Below are 17,390 nucleotides of genomic sequence, written 5' to 3' on the forward strand. Positions count from 1 at the left end.
TTGATATGAAAACAAACAAAAGCATAAAAACAATAGCAGCGCTGTTAATCTCATCTGTGGCTGCAACAGATATAAACGGGCAAACGGTAGCAAAGGCACAAAATCCATTTACTTTGGTGTACGAAGGTGCTATTGTTAAAAATGAAAAAGGTAAGGTAAATATACATCCTGTTAAATACAAGCTCAATGGGATAGAAATTGCGGCCAACGTATATACCCCAGCTGGCTATGACTCCTTAAAACACTATCCAGCGGTAGTGGTAGCCCATCCCAATGGCGGGATTAAGGAGCAGACTGCGGGGTTATATGCGCAGCATTTGGCAGAAGCCGGTTATATTACCATTGCAGCAGATGCAGCCTACCAAGGGGCTAGCGGAGGATTTCCCCGCCATACCGATAAACCTGCAAGCCGGGTTGAAGATGTTCATGGTATGGCAGATTACATCACTAGTTATGCTGGTGTTGATGCCAACCGTTTAGGGGGATTGGGTATATGTGGTGGTGGAGGCTACTCGCTAAAAGCAGCACAATCCGACAAGCGCTTCAAAGCTGTAGCCACCTTAAGTATGTTTAATTCAGGTGAGGTGAGGAGAAACGGCTTTCAAAACGCGCAGCTCAACACTATTCAGGATCGCTTAAAACAGGCTTCTGATGCACGTGCCCAGGAAGCAGCTGGTGGCAAAATTGTTTATGCAGGTGTGGCCAGCATCAGTGATGATGAAATAGCCAAAACCAAAACAGATTTGTACAGAGAGGGATATGAGTATTATTATCGCACGCATGCCCATCCTAACTCCACTTTCCTATACACAATGAGCAGTCTGCTTGATCTGATGACCTGGGATGCTGCTACAAATATGGATCTCATCAATCAGCCCCTCCTGATGATAGCAGGGAGTAAGGCAGATACAAAATACATGACCGATGAGGCTTTTGCAAAAGCTACCAATGCCAAAAATAAAGAACTTTTTGTTCTAGATGGTGCTACGCATATCCAAACTTACTGGAAACAGGAGTATGTATCGCAGGCATTGAATAAACTTGTACAATTTTATCAGACCAATTTATGAGCATGAAAAAGATAAAACAGACAGTTTTGGGGCTTATTTGTTCCATATCCCTCTTTTCATGTACTCAGGAAGCTAAAGTATCCCATGATGCGAATACCGATGAGTGCGGTCTTTTTGCGAAAGGCAAAAAGGTAACAAATGACAATTTTACCGGCGCGGTTTACCTCCAACCACTGATAGAAAGCGATAGTTTAAATCAGAACAACGTTGGTAATGTGAGCTTTGAACCCGGTGCACGATCAAAATGGCATTCACATCCTGCAGGGCAGATCTTGCTGGTAACCGGTGGAGTGGGCTATTACCAGGAGAAAGGTAGGTCGAAAGTTATTCTGAGAAAAGGTGATGTAATCAAATGTCCACCTAACGTTCCTCATTGGCATGGCGCAAGCGCCGATACTGCATTTTACCAGGTTGCCATTACCGGACGAGAAAAAGGTCCTACTGTTTGGTTGGAAGCTGTTAGTGATAGTGTTTATCTGGCCGGTGACAGATAATTTTAAGCTTTTAATCATAATGTAAATCATTACGAATGCCAGGTACAAGACTCGTATTGAAAAAAAATGTTCTTCGTAGCTTACACAGCTGTTGAACAGCGTTGCCTATTTTCCTGAATTTTCGCTAGCCCTCTGCTATAATTTTTACCCATTGCTCCGGATTCGAAAACAATCCAGTTTTCATAGCCCAGCTCTTCCAAGCACAGCAGTACAATAACTTTAGCAGGTTGTTTGGTTTGCTATTGAGCATTTCCCTGGTCGGAATGAATCTACACAGATTGGTTTAGAGGATTACAATCCTGGTAAATGTTTCACATATGCTTTGGTTCTGAAGCTAACAGCCCGATTTAACTACTGAGCCCTTATTCTTTGCAAGAAAATTCCGAATGTATTTGTATGATAAAATCTATATGTTGTTGTGTTTAGTATTTAATAATTTGTATTATATATAATTAGATACTATAGTTTAAATAAGTCAAAATATGAGTGCTTTAGGTTAAAATATAGCTATAATGTTTAAAAATAGGCATCTAATTTTAAAGAAACAACATCTATTAGCTGATTTTATTTTTTTAGTATATCTAAACACAAGAACAGTATATGAAAACAAAACAATTATTATGGATGGTACTATTACTATCCTCAAACCTATTCTTCTTTTCCTGTAAGAAACCAATTACGGAGCCCTCATCAGAAACCAGTTTGAAAGTGGCAACAAGAATGACTACAAATTCGCTTACGCCATTAAGCGTTGGAGACTCCATCCAGGAATTCAACGAAGTACTAAATGGTTTTGATGAAAATAAACGTGCCGGTTTGGGGGGAACATGGTCTGATTTTTCGCCAACGGGTTATTATCTATTACCTGGCGATACGGTAAAACTGGTTGTTACACAACTTGCCGGTAGTACCCTGCCGAAATTATTGATCGGTACCTATTCGCGTGATACCACTCGTTTAGATCCGCGGACAGTATCACTCGCTGCCGGACTTAACACCATAACCGATAATGTTGGTGGCATGCTGTGGATACGCTATATTACAGCAGGTACACCAACAGCTAAAGTACGCATCACCATTAAGAGCGGTGCGGTAAGGGTACCGGTCTTCTTCAAAAATCAAACCACCGATTGGGCAGCCCAATTGGCCAGCTATAGTCAGGCACCAGATGCCTTGCTGATTAATGATAATGTGTATTTGGTGTGGACCCGCACCAGGGCTGCAAATATGACTGAAACAGATGTTAATTTTGTTTTGCAAAAAATTGATATTGGCATTAACCAGGGAGAAAACTATATCTCTGGTTTTGACGGCTCAACGCCCGATCATGTGCCGCCTGTGCACAAAATACTTGGTGTAGAAAGCAATAAGCCCGGTATTTGGGGAGTTGCAACCTGGTACAGGGTGTTTTTTGCGCCTGGATTTATAGACGAAGGAATAAGTGCCGCTACGATTGTTAACAGTGGGTGGGGCGCATGGCATGAAATAGGGCATATGCACCAGCAACCTGCATGGACCTGGAGCGGACTGGGTGAGGTTACCGTAAATATTTACACGCTTGCAGCCGAACGGGCCATTGGTGGCAATGGCGTTAACCGGCTTAAAGGGAGCATTACCAACAACGCGCTTAGTTACCTGGCGAGTACCGATCCCAATAAAAATTTTAATGCAACCAGTGGTACGATTAATGATCCATTTGTACGTTTAATGATGTTCCATCAACTCTGGCTGGCCTTTGGCGATTCGTTTTACATTAACCTGCACAAGCAGTCGCGTATAGAAAAACCTGCTTTTGGCAATACCGATGATCCGGCCAATAACGCAGTAAGGATGCGCTATTTTATGCTAAAAGCCTGTAATATTTCTGGTAAAGACCTGAGCTATTTTTTCAGGAAGTGGGCATTGCCGGTAGCTCAAAGTGTTTACGACGAAATTGCTGCGCTTAATTTACCGGCGCCAACTGTCGACCCAACTACTTTAACAGATGAAAATACTGCCGGTATTGAGAATGGTGCCCGTTATAAAATCATATCATTAGTAAATAATAGCAGCCTGCTCGATCTTAATGGTTCAAATACCACAAATGGTGCTATTGTTTCACTTTGGAGCAATAATAACCCTACTACCAATAATCAGGTATGGCGGTTGAAGAGAAGCAGCACACCTGGCAAATATTATATCCAATCGGAGGCAGATACGGCCAAAGTATTAAATGTAAGGGGTGCCGCTACTTCCAATGGTACACAGATAGAAATATGGCAAAACACCGGGGCAAGTGCTCAGGAGTGGAAAATTACGCCTGTTGCCGGTGGTAATTTTACTTTGGAACCAACAAATGCGCCTGGTAAAAATCTGGATATAGCTGGTTCTGGTACTGCTAATGGAACCAAGGTTGAAATATACACTGCTGGTAGTTCCAATAATCAGAAATTTAAACTGGTAAAACAATAAAGGGTATATGTAGCCTGCATAAGAGAAAAATATTTGCAAATGCATTAATTTACGAGAAGGGGATGGGGGGTAAACCTCATCTCCTTTCTTTTTTCGGATAAGGCTCTATACTAAAAGTGTATACCCATTCACAGTGCGCTTATGCCTTTTCAAGCCCAGTAATTTAGTGTTGCATATCCATAATTTCTAATATGAATTGAATATATGCTAATTGTTATCTGTTGTAGATTTTAAATGTAAAATAATCTCGTTGACAATTAGGTGATTATCGTGCTAATTTAAAAAAGTGCTGTGGCGCCCCTTGCAAACTTCAGATTTATATATACCTTTGCCGCTGTTGAAACGGAATAGTTCTTTAAAAAAGATGTACAGCAGTTATACTACTTTGCATTATAGCATTTAAATAACGTTAAGGAGTTTGACTCCCTTAGCCGTTAAAATAAAAAAAAAATGGTAAAAAATGGAAATACCCAATAAATTCCTTATCTTTGCCAACCCTTAGAAATAAGGTCAAAAAGGTGATACCAAAGTTCGGGATGTAGCGTAGCCCGGTATCGCGCCACATTTGGGATGTGGAGGTCGTAGGTTCGAATCCTGCCATCCCGACTAAAAGTTCAATCCACTTTACAACAGGATTAAAAAAAGATCGATACCAAAGTTCGGGATGTAGCGTAGCCCGGTATCGCGCCACATTTGGGATGTGGAGGTCGTAGGTTCGAATCCTGCCATCCCGACGAAACAAGGATTCAAAATCCGCTAAAAACCCTCTAAATCAATTGATTAGAGGGTTTTTTATTTTTATCCCATTGGCGATGGGTAAATTGAAATTTTTAGCCAGAATAAGCCGTTTATCATTCTTTTTCAGGATATCTCACCTCAAACTTAGCCTCGAATAATATTAAGGCCGATCTGGGATATTTTCTAAAGTGTAGAAATTATTCCGCAAAATGTAGAATAATTTCCCCGAATCTAATGCAATGAGAAATCGCCCTGGCATTTGGAAACTAAAACAAAGACTTTATTGCGAATATTTTATAGCTGTATTCATGTTGTTTGGGCATTTTTGATTGATAACTCATGTTTGAACATTTCATTTAAAAAGCTGGCATAGTGTGTGAATTGGTAGGTTATAAACCAATCATACTAGAACTAGTCCTGCAAACATGTTAAAAAAATGTCTCTGTTTCTTTGCATTCATTTTATTGCTCTGCCATGGCTTAAAGGCTCAGCTTAGCGAAATCAATGCCATCAAAATCAAATACTTCAATTTTATTACCGATGGGGCAATAACTTCCTATTCTAATAACCAGGTACGCGACCATTACAATCGTTACCTGTCTGCCGCTACCAATGCCCAAAACAATGTGGGTACTGCCTACGATCTCAATAATCCCGGTCCTAAATGGGATTTGGTAAACGATGCAGATGATATAGCGCTTTACCGGTTGACTAATAATTACCTGTATCCATTGGTAGTTGCCTATCATTTAAAAGGACCAATTGTAAATGGTAATCCTTCAAATCCAAAATACCATAGCCCTGAGCTAAAGGTACTTATTTTAAAAATATTTGGCTACATTAAAGTTAAAGGTGTAAGTAGTACTTCTGATTTTACATTTAAAGCAGATCCGGGAAAACAGGTTCTTAATATTAACAACTCAGACTTTGGGCTACGTAGCATTCCATTTTCACGGTGTATTTTTTTAATGAAAGAAGAGTTGACTGCTGCCGGAGAGTTCGATTATCATATGGCTACGCTAAATGGTTACACCAAGTTTTTAGGTCCGCAAAGCCCGTTTCCTCCTCCATTTGCGCATCCCGGGTATAATGCAGATGTGGTACGCTCGTTAGTTCAAAGCAGGCTTTGTTATATATTGGCACAGAATGATAATGCGACGGATAAAGTGGCTAATATGGATTATTTTAAACAATTTACCAATAATGCCTGCCTGATTGGTACGGGTTGGTCTGATTTTATTAAACCAGATTTTATTACCTATCATCACCAAAGGCCATATCCTTATTCCTATGGCGGCTTTGCTACTTCAAATGCTATACTTATTAATTATATCCTCAAATCAACACCATACGAGTTAGATGCACAGGCGCAACAAAATATCAAAAACTGCCTGATGGTTTATCCTAAAATATGTGCCGATTTTGATATGCCACGTAGCTTAACGGGCAGGTTCCCGGGCTCAACATCAGTTGCTTTAGCTTTTAGATATTTCTTTGCTTTGTTATACGCAACCGATCCCAATAACAACCAGGATGCAGGAAAAGAATTTAAACGAATATATGCCCTCCCTGGTGCAGGTTACGATTATAATGCAAATACAGAACTTATGCTAGGCGAAATAGTCGTAAACCTGGCAAACAACGCAGCTGTTACACAGGCAAGCCCAATAACAGGTCATTTTGGATTCCCTTATGCAGGATTAAATATACACAAATATAATGGTTACCAGGCCAGCGTTAGTGGTCTCAGCCAATATATTCTCAATTATGAAGCTAACGCAACTGAGAATCTATTGGGGCGATACCAATCATCTGGTGCAATGGAATTGCTTACTGTAGGCAATCCAAAAAACAGGGCAGCCAACGGATTGGGAATAAATGGCTGGGATTGGGTACATGTTCCAGGCGTAACAGGAGAAAATGTAACATTTGATGAACTGGCTATAGGAACACCAAAAGAATTTAACGACAGGCGATTTTTAGCTCATGCTACTTTAAATAATTATGGTGTTTTTGCCATGGATTATAAAGATATCAATTCTTCACCTAAAGGTTTAAGTGCATACAAAACCAGTTTTTTTTACAAAGATAAAATTCTCTGTTTAGGTACAGGTATAAAGCATACAGGTGGTACAAAAGCCATTCATACAACGCTGTTTCAAACAGCACTTACGTCAGCTGTTGCGCCAACGCTTATAAATGGAACTCCGCGCGTTGGCTTAAGTGATACATTTAGCCAGACAAATGGCAGTTTGTGGGCAACCGATGCTGTGGGGAACGGCTATGTTATACCTGCAAGCGAATATAATAATAACCAGATTGTTATAGCACGCAGTACGCAAACATCGAGGGATGTCGGAAATACCACTAATACACAGGGAGATTATGCAAAAGCTTACCTTAACCATGGTGTAGCACCTGCCAATGGCAGTTACCGTTATGCCATTGTTATGCAAGGTAATACCGCCGGAACGCAAGATTTAGCAAGCAACTTTGCAAGTTATTTCGATGTTTTGCAACAAGATAACAAAGCCCATGTGGTAAAATTTGTAGAAGACAATACTTATAATTATGCCATATTTGATGCTACAGCTGTTTTTACCCAAAATGCAGTTAAAAAAGTAGATAAACCCTGTGTGGTAATAACACAGGCAATTAACCAGGGGAATAACCTGAAGGTTAGTCTTACCAATCCGGATTTGGGTTTACTTAATAACGGAGAAGTGGTAACGGGTGCTCAGGTAGAGCGTATTGCCGATTTCTTTTACAGAGCACCTAAGGTAATGCCTGTAAAACTTAATTTATCTGGCAAATGGAAGCTGGCAGCAGCAACTGCCGATGTTGCGTTAACTGTTAATGGCGATGAAACTGAGCTTGTTTTTAGTACTATAAACGGAAAAACAATACAAACAGAATTGGTGAAAGCAGAAACACCACCAGTAAATATTCCGGAGGCAACAATAACGGGAACAACGTCTGCTTGTTTAAATAGTGCAACACCGGCAATTACATTTACCGGGGCAAATGGTACTGCCCCTTACACTTTTACTTACACTGTTAATGACGGTAGCAGCCAAACGGTAAGCACAAAAGATACAGAAGTTTCGGTAACAGTGCCTGTTCCTACCAATTTGGCCGGAAAATTTACCTATACCTTAAGTAAAGTAAAAGATTCAAACAGCGAACAAGTACAAAGCGGATCTGCCACAGTTACAGTTAATGCTTTGCCTGCTGCAAGTATTTCAGGTTCGGCAACAGTATCACAAAATAGCGCTGCTCCAACCATTACCTTTACAGGGTCAAGTGGTACAGCACCTTATACCTTTACCTATAATGTTAACGGTGCGGCAAACCAAACCATAACCGCTACCGGAAATACCGCTACAGTTTCTGCACCTACCAATACTACCGGTTCTTTTGTGTACAACCTGGTTAGTGTGGCCGATGCAAACTGTAATCAGCTGCAAAGCGGTTCAGCAACTATTGTTGTTAATGCCTTACCTACAGCGGGTATTTCAGGGAACGCTGCTGTTTGTTTAAATAGCGCAACTCCGGCAATTACATTTACCGGGGCAAATGGTACTGCCCCTTACACCTTTACCTATGCTGTTAATGGTGGTAGCAGCCAAACAGTAAGTACAAAAGATACAGAAGTTTCGGTAACAGTGCCTGTTCTTACCAATTTGGCGGGAAAATTTACCTATACCTTAAGTAAAGTAAAAGATGCAAGCAGCGAACAATTACAAAGCGGATCAGCCACAGTTACGGTTAATGCTTTGCCTGCTGCAAGTATTTCAGGGTCGGCAACAGTATCGCAAAATAGTACTGCTCCAACCATTGTCTTTACGGGGTCAAGTGGTACAGCACCTTATACCTTCACCTATAATGTTAATGGTTCGGCAAATAAAACCATAACCGCTACCGGAAATACCGCTACAGTTTCTGTATCTACCAATACTACCGGTTCTTTTGTTTACAACCTGGTTAGTGTGGCCGATGCAAACTGTAATCAGCTGCAAAGCGGTTCGGCAACTGTTGTTGTTAATGCCTTACCTACAGCGAGTATTTCGGGGAACGCTGCTGTTTGTTTAAACAGTGTCGCCCCAACAATTACATTTACCGGAGCAAATGGTACTGCCCCTTACACTTTTACCTACACTATTAACGATGGTAGCAGCCAAACGATGACTTCGAACGGTATAACAGCTACGATTAAAGTACCAACAGAAACTCCCGGCACTTTTAGCTACCGTTTAATTAATGTTGCCGATGTAAATACTAACCAGAAACAAAGCGAGGCAGTTACCGTAACCGTAAATAGTTTGCCTGTGGTTTCAATTCATAGTAATAAAGGCACTTTTGTGCAAAAGGGTGATATTTTAATACTTACTGCTACCGGAGGAGAGCAATACCGCTGGTCGGGCGCAAATATTATTGGTGGGCAAATAACGCCAGCAATTACCATTAAACCAACGCAGAGTGGCACCTATAAAGTAACGGCGACCAATGCAAGTGGTTGTGTAAGCGATCAGACTATTCTGATTACGGTAATCGAAGATTATAAAATTGAGGCGAATAATGTTTTAACACCTAATAGCGATGGATATAATGATAAATTTATTATTAAGAACATTGATCATTACCCCAATAACAAGCTAAAAATATTTGATAAAGCAGGACGTGTTGTCTACACCAAACAACAATATGCCAATGATTGGGATGGAACAATTAATGGAAATCCGCTTAATGAAGGCACTTATTATTATATTATCGATTTGGGTAGTCAGGCGAGTATAATCAAAGGTTTTATCAGTATCATCAGAAACTAGTCCGCCAGCATGAAAATTTTAAATCACATTAAGAAAATGTATTTCAGGGTGCTTCTGGTAGTGGTAAACCTGGCATTTGCGGGTGTTTTAAATGCGCAAATTCTTCCATTAAATGCACAGTATTTTCAAAACCGTTACCTGGTAAATCCTTCAATGGCTGGAATAAACGAAGGCTTCAACATAAACGCTAGCTTCCGCAAGCAATGGTCAAATATTCCAGGTGCGCCGCTTACGCAGGGTATCACGCTCGATCAGCAACTGGATCATGTGGGGTGGGGGCTAAACATCTGCAATGAAAAATCGGGTGGCATTCAGCGAACAAAAGCTGTTGGTACTTTTGCATATCACCTGCCCTTGAGCAATAACGGGCAGCAATTAAACTTTGGTATCTCTTTCGGCGCCAATCAGGACAGGCTCGATTTAAGCAGTGTAAGCAACAGCGATATAAACGACCCCGCCATTGCCCGCTTTAATGACAGGGGCTATTACCTTGATGGTGATTTTGGTATATCCTACACTTCAAAGAACTTAAGCATCGAAGGTGCGCTGCCCAACATGCGCGCTTTGTTCAGGAAAGACGATTTAAACTTTGCCGATAAACCCACTTTTTACTCGGCGGTGAGTTACAAATTTAACCTGAGTTCAGATATAAATGCCATTAGCCTGGAGCCCAAAGCTGTATTCAGGGGCATCAAAAACTACCAGAATTTGTGGGATGCAGGCTTAAACGCCAGCCTGGCCGATGACAGGCTGTACCTGATGGCCATGTACCACAATACACAGAATGCCACTATAGGTTTAGGTACCAACTATAAATCTACCTTGTATTTCATGGCATATTACAATACGGCCACATCTGCTATCAGCGGCTATACCGGCGGCGATTTTGAAGTGAATATCAGGCTAAACCTTCGATAGATATATTAACTACAACATGCCAGTGTACCCATGCATTGGCATGTTATCATTTTACAGTTCTTTAATTGCCTTATCAGCACATTTAAGGTACTTTCTCAACGCATATTATTTGCAACAAGCAGGTTAATTTAGCCAGCCAGGTTTTGTAGTGCAAATCACATGATTTTACCTGTAATTTTCTCTTGAATATCCTCATTTAATGGTTCGGGGCTTGTTCAGCCTGTTTTGCTGTCTTTTGGTTTTTAACCATAGGCTACGGCCTGACAAGACGAGAATTAAATCGATTTAATTCTTCTGAACCAAGAATTCTTTGATGGAAGAAGGTCCTGAAGGATCAGATCCTTCAGGTGTAATTTTTCAGTTAACGTTTTTTTATGCCCATTCAAGCTCAGCAATTAGGTGTGACCTTGTTTTGAAAATTGTTAACTAAGCAATAAGGTCTTTCTCATTTTTGAAAATGTGAAATGTAGTTAATGAAGGAAAAGGTTGGTGGATGTCAGCCTTTTCCATTTTTCAAAGATGAATGGCTTAGATAAATGAAAAGATGCCTAAGTATCATGTTTTGATCTCACTCTTATTGTTTTTTAACAATAAAGAATTCTTTTCAATTAAACGCCGATAAAGACCATTCTCTATTTTAAGCAGATAGGGGATATTTGGATGACAAGGAACAGACCAGTGGATGCTGGTCTCTTCTGTTTAAAGCCACTTTTAAAATATACCACGCTGAACTAAATCTTTTATTGAAGAAGTGCAGTATCAAGCCGTTCAAACATTAGATAAGCTTTTACCGGCTACTGCAGCTCAGACAGGATTTCTTTTTAAAACCAGAAAGCCTTGTACATCAAGCGTAAAACAGGCTTGCTCTTTTATTAGAATTTCCAAAGTTTCGTATTTTAGGTCATATTTTTGATAATTGGATAACTTTACTACAGGAAATTCTGAAATTCACAAGATGATAAGATTAACATTTACGCTCATTTTTTTATTGCTCGAAGCCGGCCTGATCAAATCAACAGCGCAGCCAATAGCACCAAGGCCCACTAGCGCTAATCAATCTGCTATCATTACCGGCGCCAACCAAACCGAAAAGTACCTGCCTTATCTGAAAGGAAAAAGAATTGGCCTTGTAGCAAACCAGACCTCCATTATAGGAGATAAGAGCAGTGTAGACAGTTTATTAAGCCTTGGTATTAAAATCGTAAAAGTTTTTGGCCCTGAACATGGCTTTAGGGGCAAGGCCAGCAATGGTGCCGTAGTAGCAAACGAAGTGGATGCCAAAACCGGCATTCCCATCATCTCTTTGTACGGGCGGAATGAAAAGCCAACAAAAGCGCAGCTGGAAAATATTGATCTTATGGTGTTTGATATACAGGATGTTGGATGCCGTTACTATACCAATATCAATACTTTACAATATGTGATGGAAGCCTGCGCAGAAAACAATAAAGAGCTACTCATTCTGGACCGACCCAATCCTAATGGGAATATAGTTGACGGGCCGGTGATGACCGAAGATAAATATAAATCGGCCATAGGCATCCACTATATCCCCATGGCACACGGCATGACTATTGGCGAGTTTGCTGCTTACTTGAATGGGGAAGGTTACCTGAAGAAGCCGTGTAAGATTAAGATTATTCCTGTTGCAGGCTATAATCACGGTATGAACTATGAGTTGACTGTTCACCCCTCACCGAATCTGAATACCCAACAGGCCGTTTTGTTATTTCCAAGCCTTTGCATGTTTGAAGGAACAGCTATTAATGAAGGTCGCGGAACGTATATGCCCTTTACTATATTAGGCGCGCCCGCATTAAAAGGTAAATACAGCTTTTCTTATAAACCAGTGAGTATTCCCGGAATGAGCGAGCGGCCAAACCACAGAGATACAACATGCTATGGAATTGATTTACGTAAATACGATATCAGCGAGCTACGCAAAGCAGGTAAAATTAACTTATCCTGGGTCATTGAACTCTATAAGGCCTATCCGGATAAAGCACACTTTTTTGGTGCCGAAAGAGGGAATACAGGCGTATCACCTTTTGATCTCCGGATCGGGACCGATAGCCTGAGAAAGCAGATTATTGCCGGAGTACCGGAATCAGAAATCAGAAAAAGCTGGGAGCCAGGCCTACAGCAATTTAAAAGTATCCGTAAAAAATACCTGCTCTACCCTGAGTCTGGAGGGAAATGATGTATTCTTAAGTTGAGCAACTCCGGATTAAAAACATAAAAAAAAGCGGCACTGGCCGCTTTTTTTATCAGCTGAAATCTGTATGTTTATTTAGCTAAAGCTGCAGTTTTTACAGCAACTTCTGGTGTGTTCATTTCTGTTTTGGCAGCTGCAAAGCGATCTAAGTTTAATTTTTGGGTGTTTCCCATTACCAGACTGTGGTTTTCGGTAGTTCCGCTTAATTTTAAATCTGCACGATCTGAAATTACAGTGTAAAGGCTTTCAGTTTTCGAATCGATTTTGGCTGTTGCATTTCCGCTTAAGAATACCTGAAGGTTGGTTACATTTAATTTACCTGCTGTTTTTACTACTGCATCGTCAGATGCCATTACGCGGTAAATGCTTTTTACATAAACAGTAACTTTGGCTACCTCGTTATCTGCCGAAGTAATTTTTAACGCTGTTCCATCCTGAATCACTTTTACTTTTCCGCTATTGTCGTCAGCATAGCTAATGCCTTCAGTACCGTTCTGGATCAGGGTAACTTCTACATTTCCGCTTACCACTACTTTATCGAAGTTTTTAGGAGCAGAGATTTTAACAGGTTGTTTTTCGGTAGCCATTACTGTTGTACTGAAGATTGAAGCGCTTAAAACAACAGCTGCCATTAATGATTTTGCTAGGGTTGAAATTGAAGTTTTCATAATATCTTGTTTTATAGTTTTAAATAATAATTTGTGAATGTTTTAATAATAAGACGTCGCTTTTGGGCAAACGTTTCACGGGTTTTGGCCGTATTATACCAACGGCTGTAAGTTCTCGACGAACGCCCTTTTAAACCGGGTGAAAAAAGACTTGTCTGATGAATAAAATTTGACGGAGGGTCAAAAGCCTAAGAAATAGTTGAAATAATTAAAATAAAAAACAACGCTTTAGTTTTATAAATGCCATTTGGTTAAGTGTTTACAGACAAAGTTTTTTTAAAACGTGGCATTACACCCGGTTTTTAATTAAAAACGCTACTTTTAGGATAAATCACCTATATGAAAAGCTTAACTTACCTATTGTTCGGGATATTCCCGTTTTTCCTGCAATTCGAACAAAGTAGAATTGGCAGGCAGCCTTCGCACTTCGCTCCAGTTAAAAATTTAGGCACTGTAACTTTAGAAGAGAAAGAAATTAAATCCATCAGGGAAGAATACAACAGGATTAATGCGCTAAGGCTTAACGCAGAGCGATTCAGTTATGCACAAAAAGACTGCATCGAAGATGGTAAAATTACCTATTACAGTTCGGCCGGTAAAATTTTAAAGGTAACCGATAAAGCAGCAATGGATGATGCAGTCTGGATCAGGGAATACTACTACAAAGACGGAGCAGTTTTTTTCTGTTTTGAACACCTGGAGTGGGGGGCTGCCGCCGGGCCTACACATGTGAGCGAATACCGGTTTTATATCAAAGATGGTAAATCCATACGCGAAACAGAAAACAAAAAAATAGTTAATCTTAAAGAAAAAGCAGCTGAAGTGATTGCCCTTGCCCAAAAGGCGCTAACTGTTAAAGCTAAGCGTAATTTTGGGGATCTCTATTGCGATAAAACCGAATAAGCATCAGGTAGTGCTACTATACTCAAGAGAGAACAGAACGTAGTTTGACCACAGAATTCCAGATCTTGCCTTTATTCAGTTTATTAATTCTTTTTGCTAAACAATTATAGTTTTAATTTTGCACAGGTTAGCAAAAGGATGAAATGATATGATTATCAGAAAAAAAGAACATTGGCTCAGGATGCTTTTTGTATGGCATGGCTCTGTGCTTCCGGCATTGTTGCCCCGTCTGGCATTGCTTTTTATACTATCGCTTGGCGTAGTTTACTTCCATGGAACAGTATTAAATTTCAAGATTCCGCTTAATCCGGCTCCGCTAACCTTATTTGGTTTCGTACTGGCCTTGTTTCTTGGTTTTCGTAACAATGTGAGTTATGACCGCTTTTGGGAAGGACGCAAGTTATGGGGTGGCTTACTCAATACTACACGTTCACTTACCCGTCAGGCAATAACCCTTCAGCATGCTGGCCAGGGCAATGAGATAACTGATTTCGTACAGCTTCAAAGCGCATTTGTATTTGCCTTAAAGCATCAGCTCAGGGAGACCGATCCTGAAAAAGACCTGAAAGAACGACTTTCCGAAGATCAGCTCCAGATCGTAAAGCAGGCTAAGTACAAACCGGCAGTCATTATGAACCTGATGGCGTGCTGGATACAGAAAGCCAGGGATAAAGGAAATCTGGATACTATTCTGCAGGCGCGTTTTGATGAAAACCTGGACAAACTTTCCGATATTCTGGGAGGTTGTGAGCGAATCGTTTCCACACCTATACCTTACAGCTACCGGGTATTGTTGCACCGTACGGTCTATATTTACTGCTTTCTTTTACCTTTCGGTCTGGTTGATTCACTTGGGTGGTTCACCCCATTGATTGTGGTATTTGTTGCCTATACCTTTGTTGCTTTTGAAGCCATTGCAGACGAAATAGAAGAACCCTTCGGAACAGATGCAAACGACCTGGCCTTGAACAGCATGTGCATCATGATTGAGGAGACTATAACAGAGATGACAGGTAAAGAAATCAGTAAGCCGGCAAAAATTAGTCAAAACATTATAGATTAATTCCCGAATTACATCAACCATAAATTTTCAATGTCCGCAACCTTTCAATACCACGCCATTAAGCCAGAAACTGAACTTGCTGCATTTGTAGAAAGTATAGGCATGTTTGGTAATTTTTCTTCAACAGAGAAAGAACTGGTGGTTTTACCCGATGGGCGGATTGACCTGTTTTTTATGTTCACTGCTGAGGGTGGATTCCAGGTACTGCTCATGGGGCTTGAAACAAGTTCTGAAATGAGGTTGGTACCAGCAGGAATGTATGCTTATGCCGTGAGCTTTACTCCACTTGGATTGGAATATATCCTGGATATACCTATCGCCGACATCCTGAATTCGGCAAAAGTGCTACCTGCAGGTTTTTGGGATAACAAACCAGAGTGGTTCGAAAATCTCGAAACTTTTAACAGCCATGCTACGCAAAAAATCCGTTCTCTGCTGCGAAGCAAAGTAGATGAACGAAAGCGTAAACTTTTCGAACTCATTTATGCCTCACAAGGAGAGCTAAGCGTTAATGAAATTGCCGATCAGATTGGCTGGAGCAGCAGACAGATTAACCGGTATTTCAACGCGCAATTTGGCTTGCCCCTTAAAGCCTATTGCGATATACTCCGCTTCCGGAAATCATTAGAACACATTGCTGTTGGTAAGCTATTTCCTGAGCTTGATTTTACAGACCAGAGTCATTTTATCCGGGAGATAAAGAAATATGCCGGCGCCCTGCCCAAAGAGCTATCTAAAAATAAAAACGACCGATTTATACTATTATCGGTATTAAAGCAGCGGTAATTTTGGATCATCAAATTACCGAATATGAAATTAGAAAATAAACAGATCGCCATTATAGGCGGAGGCCCGGGGGGCTTAACATTAGCACGCTTACTGCAATTACAAGGCCTTGATGTAAAAGTTTACGAGCGGGATAGCAACCCGAATGCCCGTGTACAGGGATCACCTTTAGACTTACATGAAGAATCAGGATTGGCTGCGCTCAGCAAAGCAGGGCTTTTAGCCGAGTTCAAGGCCAATTTTATGCCCGGAGCAGACAGAAAACAAATTATGGACGAGCAGTGTAAGGTTTTCTTTAGCGATCATGAAGACAAGCTGGAAGAGAATTTTGGGCACGAACACTTTCGTCCGGAAATTGACAGGGGTGTGCTCAGACAAATTCTTTTACAATCACTTAATACCGGCGTTGTGGTTTGGGGCAAGCAGTTTTTGCGCATGGAAGAAACGAACGGCGGTTGGAATATTAGTTTCGCAGATGGATCTGTAGCTTATGCAGATCTGGTAATTGCTGCCGATGGAGCCAATTCTAAAGTACGTCCTTACCTTACTGATATTAAACCTTTTTATTCTGGTATTACCATGCTGGAAGGCAATATAGCCGATGCCCAAAAGCATGCGCCATGGATAAATGATTTGCTAAACGGAGGAAAGATTATGGCCTTTGGCGCAACAGAGAACCTTTTGCTTGGCCAAAAAGCAGGTGCTGAGATCGGTTTCTATGCCAGTTTTAAAGCCGACCTAGATTGGGTATACAGCAAAGAAGTTGATTATAACAACCGGGCTAATCTTTTGGCCTGGTTTGGTCAGAAATACAGCAAATGGTCGGCTGAGTGGAAAGAACTCTTTGAGCAATCGGAGTTGCCAATTGTGCCGCGCCCTATTTATTGCATGCCATTAGATCAGGAATGGCAGGCTAAGTCTAATCTTACCTTGCTTGGCGATGCCGCCCATGTAATGCCACCCTTTGCGGGCGAAGGCGTTAATATGGCTATGCAGGATGCACTCGAACTGAGCGAATGCCTGCAATCGGAAAAGTATGATAGCATATTGCAGGCAATTGAAAATTACGAACAACAGATGCGTAAGCGGGCGAGTGCGGCGGCTAAAGAATCACTTGATAATGGCGAACTCATGCATTCAGCAGGTTCATTGCATGCCATGATTGATTTGTTTAGCGCCCATACCAATAAATAAGTCTGAGCAGGCGGGAATAGCTGATAGATTAATAAAACGATTTAGTTTAGCTTAAAATTTA

At 40.8% G+C, this 17,390-nt stretch carries 11 protein-coding genes and 2 tRNA genes; 12 read left to right on the forward strand and 1 reads right to left on the reverse strand.

Annotated elements, in window-relative coordinates:
* The first annotated feature begins 5 nt into the window (after positions 1 to 5).
* The 8 genes from BLR37_RS10045 to BLR37_RS10080 all read left to right on the forward strand — a co-directional run bounded on the left by BLR37_RS10045 (position 6) and on the right by BLR37_RS10080 (position 12,700).
* Positions 6 to 1,070: an alpha/beta hydrolase gene (locus BLR37_RS10045; protein WP_090768008.1), complete on the forward strand. Its 1,065-nt coding sequence runs from the start codon at positions 6 to 8 to the stop codon at positions 1,068 to 1,070.
* Positions 1,071 to 1,072: 2 nt separating this feature from the next.
* Positions 1,073 to 1,564, forward strand: a complete 492-nt coding sequence (locus BLR37_RS10050) for a cupin domain-containing protein (RefSeq protein ID WP_090768011.1) — start codon at positions 1,073 to 1,075, stop codon at positions 1,562 to 1,564.
* Positions 1,565 to 2,164: 600 nt separating this feature from the next.
* The gene (locus BLR37_RS10055; protein WP_090768014.1) at positions 2,165 to 4,015 is read left to right on the forward strand and encodes a M60 family metallopeptidase; all 1,851 of its coding nucleotides are present in this window, start codon (positions 2,165 to 2,167) and stop codon (positions 4,013 to 4,015) included.
* Positions 4,016 to 4,547: 532 nt separating this feature from the next.
* Positions 4,548 to 4,621: transfer RNA gene (locus BLR37_RS10060), tRNA-Pro, on the forward strand.
* 54 nt (positions 4,622 to 4,675) lie between these two features.
* Positions 4,676 to 4,749, forward strand: a tRNA-Pro gene (locus BLR37_RS10065).
* A 429-nt stretch (positions 4,750 to 5,178) separates the two neighbouring features.
* Positions 5,179 to 9,582 carry a polysaccharide lyase family 8 super-sandwich domain-containing protein gene (locus BLR37_RS10070; protein ID WP_090768017.1) on the forward strand — a complete coding sequence of 1,468 codons (4,404 nt, stop codon included), beginning with the start codon at positions 5,179 to 5,181 and terminating at the stop codon, positions 9,580 to 9,582.
* 9 nt (positions 9,583 to 9,591) lie between these two features.
* The gene (locus BLR37_RS10075; RefSeq protein ID WP_090768020.1) at positions 9,592 to 10,500 is read left to right on the forward strand and encodes a PorP/SprF family type IX secretion system membrane protein; all 909 of its coding nucleotides are present in this window, start codon (positions 9,592 to 9,594) and stop codon (positions 10,498 to 10,500) included.
* A gap of 955 nt (positions 10,501 to 11,455) precedes the next feature.
* The gene (locus BLR37_RS10080) at positions 11,456 to 12,700 is read left to right on the forward strand and encodes an exo-beta-N-acetylmuramidase NamZ family protein (RefSeq protein ID WP_090768023.1); all 1,245 of its coding nucleotides are present in this window, start codon (positions 11,456 to 11,458) and stop codon (positions 12,698 to 12,700) included.
* Between the two features lie 86 nt (positions 12,701 to 12,786).
* Here the strand turns inward: BLR37_RS10080 and BLR37_RS10085 are convergent, their stop codons facing one another.
* On the reverse strand, positions 12,787 to 13,383 hold the full coding sequence (locus tag BLR37_RS10085; protein WP_090768026.1) for a GIN domain-containing protein: 597 nt from the start codon (positions 13,381 to 13,383) through the stop codon (positions 12,787 to 12,789).
* Positions 13,384 to 13,722: 339 nt separating this feature from the next.
* Here BLR37_RS10085 and BLR37_RS10090 point away from each other — a divergent pair, with 339 nt between their 5' ends.
* The 4 genes from BLR37_RS10090 (at position 13,723) to BLR37_RS10105 (ending at position 17,329) form a co-directional block, all read left to right on the forward strand.
* On the forward strand, positions 13,723 to 14,286 hold the full coding sequence (locus BLR37_RS10090; protein WP_090768029.1) for a hypothetical protein: 564 nt from the start codon (positions 13,723 to 13,725) through the stop codon (positions 14,284 to 14,286).
* Between the two features lie 148 nt (positions 14,287 to 14,434).
* Positions 14,435 to 15,349: a bestrophin family protein gene (locus BLR37_RS10095; protein ID WP_039471160.1), complete on the forward strand. Its 915-nt coding sequence runs from the start codon at positions 14,435 to 14,437 to the stop codon at positions 15,347 to 15,349.
* 30 nt (positions 15,350 to 15,379) lie between these two features.
* Positions 15,380 to 16,135: a helix-turn-helix domain-containing protein gene (locus BLR37_RS10100; protein WP_090768033.1), complete on the forward strand. Its 756-nt coding sequence runs from the start codon at positions 15,380 to 15,382 to the stop codon at positions 16,133 to 16,135.
* A 24-nt stretch (positions 16,136 to 16,159) separates the two neighbouring features.
* Positions 16,160 to 17,329, forward strand: a complete 1,170-nt coding sequence (locus BLR37_RS10105; protein WP_090768036.1) for an FAD-dependent oxidoreductase — start codon at positions 16,160 to 16,162, stop codon at positions 17,327 to 17,329.
* The last annotated feature ends 61 nt before the right edge of the window (positions 17,330 to 17,390 follow it).

This window comes from Pedobacter soli (genome assembly GCF_900101435.1).
Taxonomy (GTDB): Bacteria; Bacteroidota; Bacteroidia; order Sphingobacteriales; family Sphingobacteriaceae; genus Pedobacter; species Pedobacter soli.

Coding starts and splice junctions, on each gene's coding strand:
- BLR37_RS10080 (WP_090768023.1), top strand. CDS start 11,456: ATGATAAGATTAACATTTACGCTCATTTTTTTATTGCTCGAAGCCGGC.
- BLR37_RS10100 (WP_090768033.1), top strand. CDS start 15,380: ATGTCCGCAACCTTTCAATACCACGCCATTAAGCCAGAAACTGAACTT.
- BLR37_RS10055 (WP_090768014.1), top strand. CDS start 2,165: ATGAAAACAAAACAATTATTATGGATGGTACTATTACTATCCTCAAAC.
- BLR37_RS10070 (WP_090768017.1), top strand. CDS start 5,179: ATGTTAAAAAAATGTCTCTGTTTCTTTGCATTCATTTTATTGCTCTGC.
- BLR37_RS10090 (WP_090768029.1), top strand. CDS start 13,723: ATGAAAAGCTTAACTTACCTATTGTTCGGGATATTCCCGTTTTTCCTG.
- BLR37_RS10045 (WP_090768008.1), top strand. CDS start 6: ATGAAAACAAACAAAAGCATAAAAACAATAGCAGCGCTGTTAATCTCA.
- BLR37_RS10075 (WP_090768020.1), top strand. CDS start 9,592: ATGAAAATTTTAAATCACATTAAGAAAATGTATTTCAGGGTGCTTCTG.
- BLR37_RS10050 (WP_090768011.1), top strand. CDS start 1,073: ATGAAAAAGATAAAACAGACAGTTTTGGGGCTTATTTGTTCCATATCC.
- BLR37_RS10095 (WP_039471160.1), top strand. CDS start 14,435: ATGATTATCAGAAAAAAAGAACATTGGCTCAGGATGCTTTTTGTATGG.
- BLR37_RS10085 (WP_090768026.1), bottom strand. CDS start 13,383: ATGAAAACTTCAATTTCAACCCTAGCAAAATCATTAATGGCAGCTGTT.
- BLR37_RS10105 (WP_090768036.1), top strand. CDS start 16,160: ATGAAATTAGAAAATAAACAGATCGCCATTATAGGCGGAGGCCCGGGG.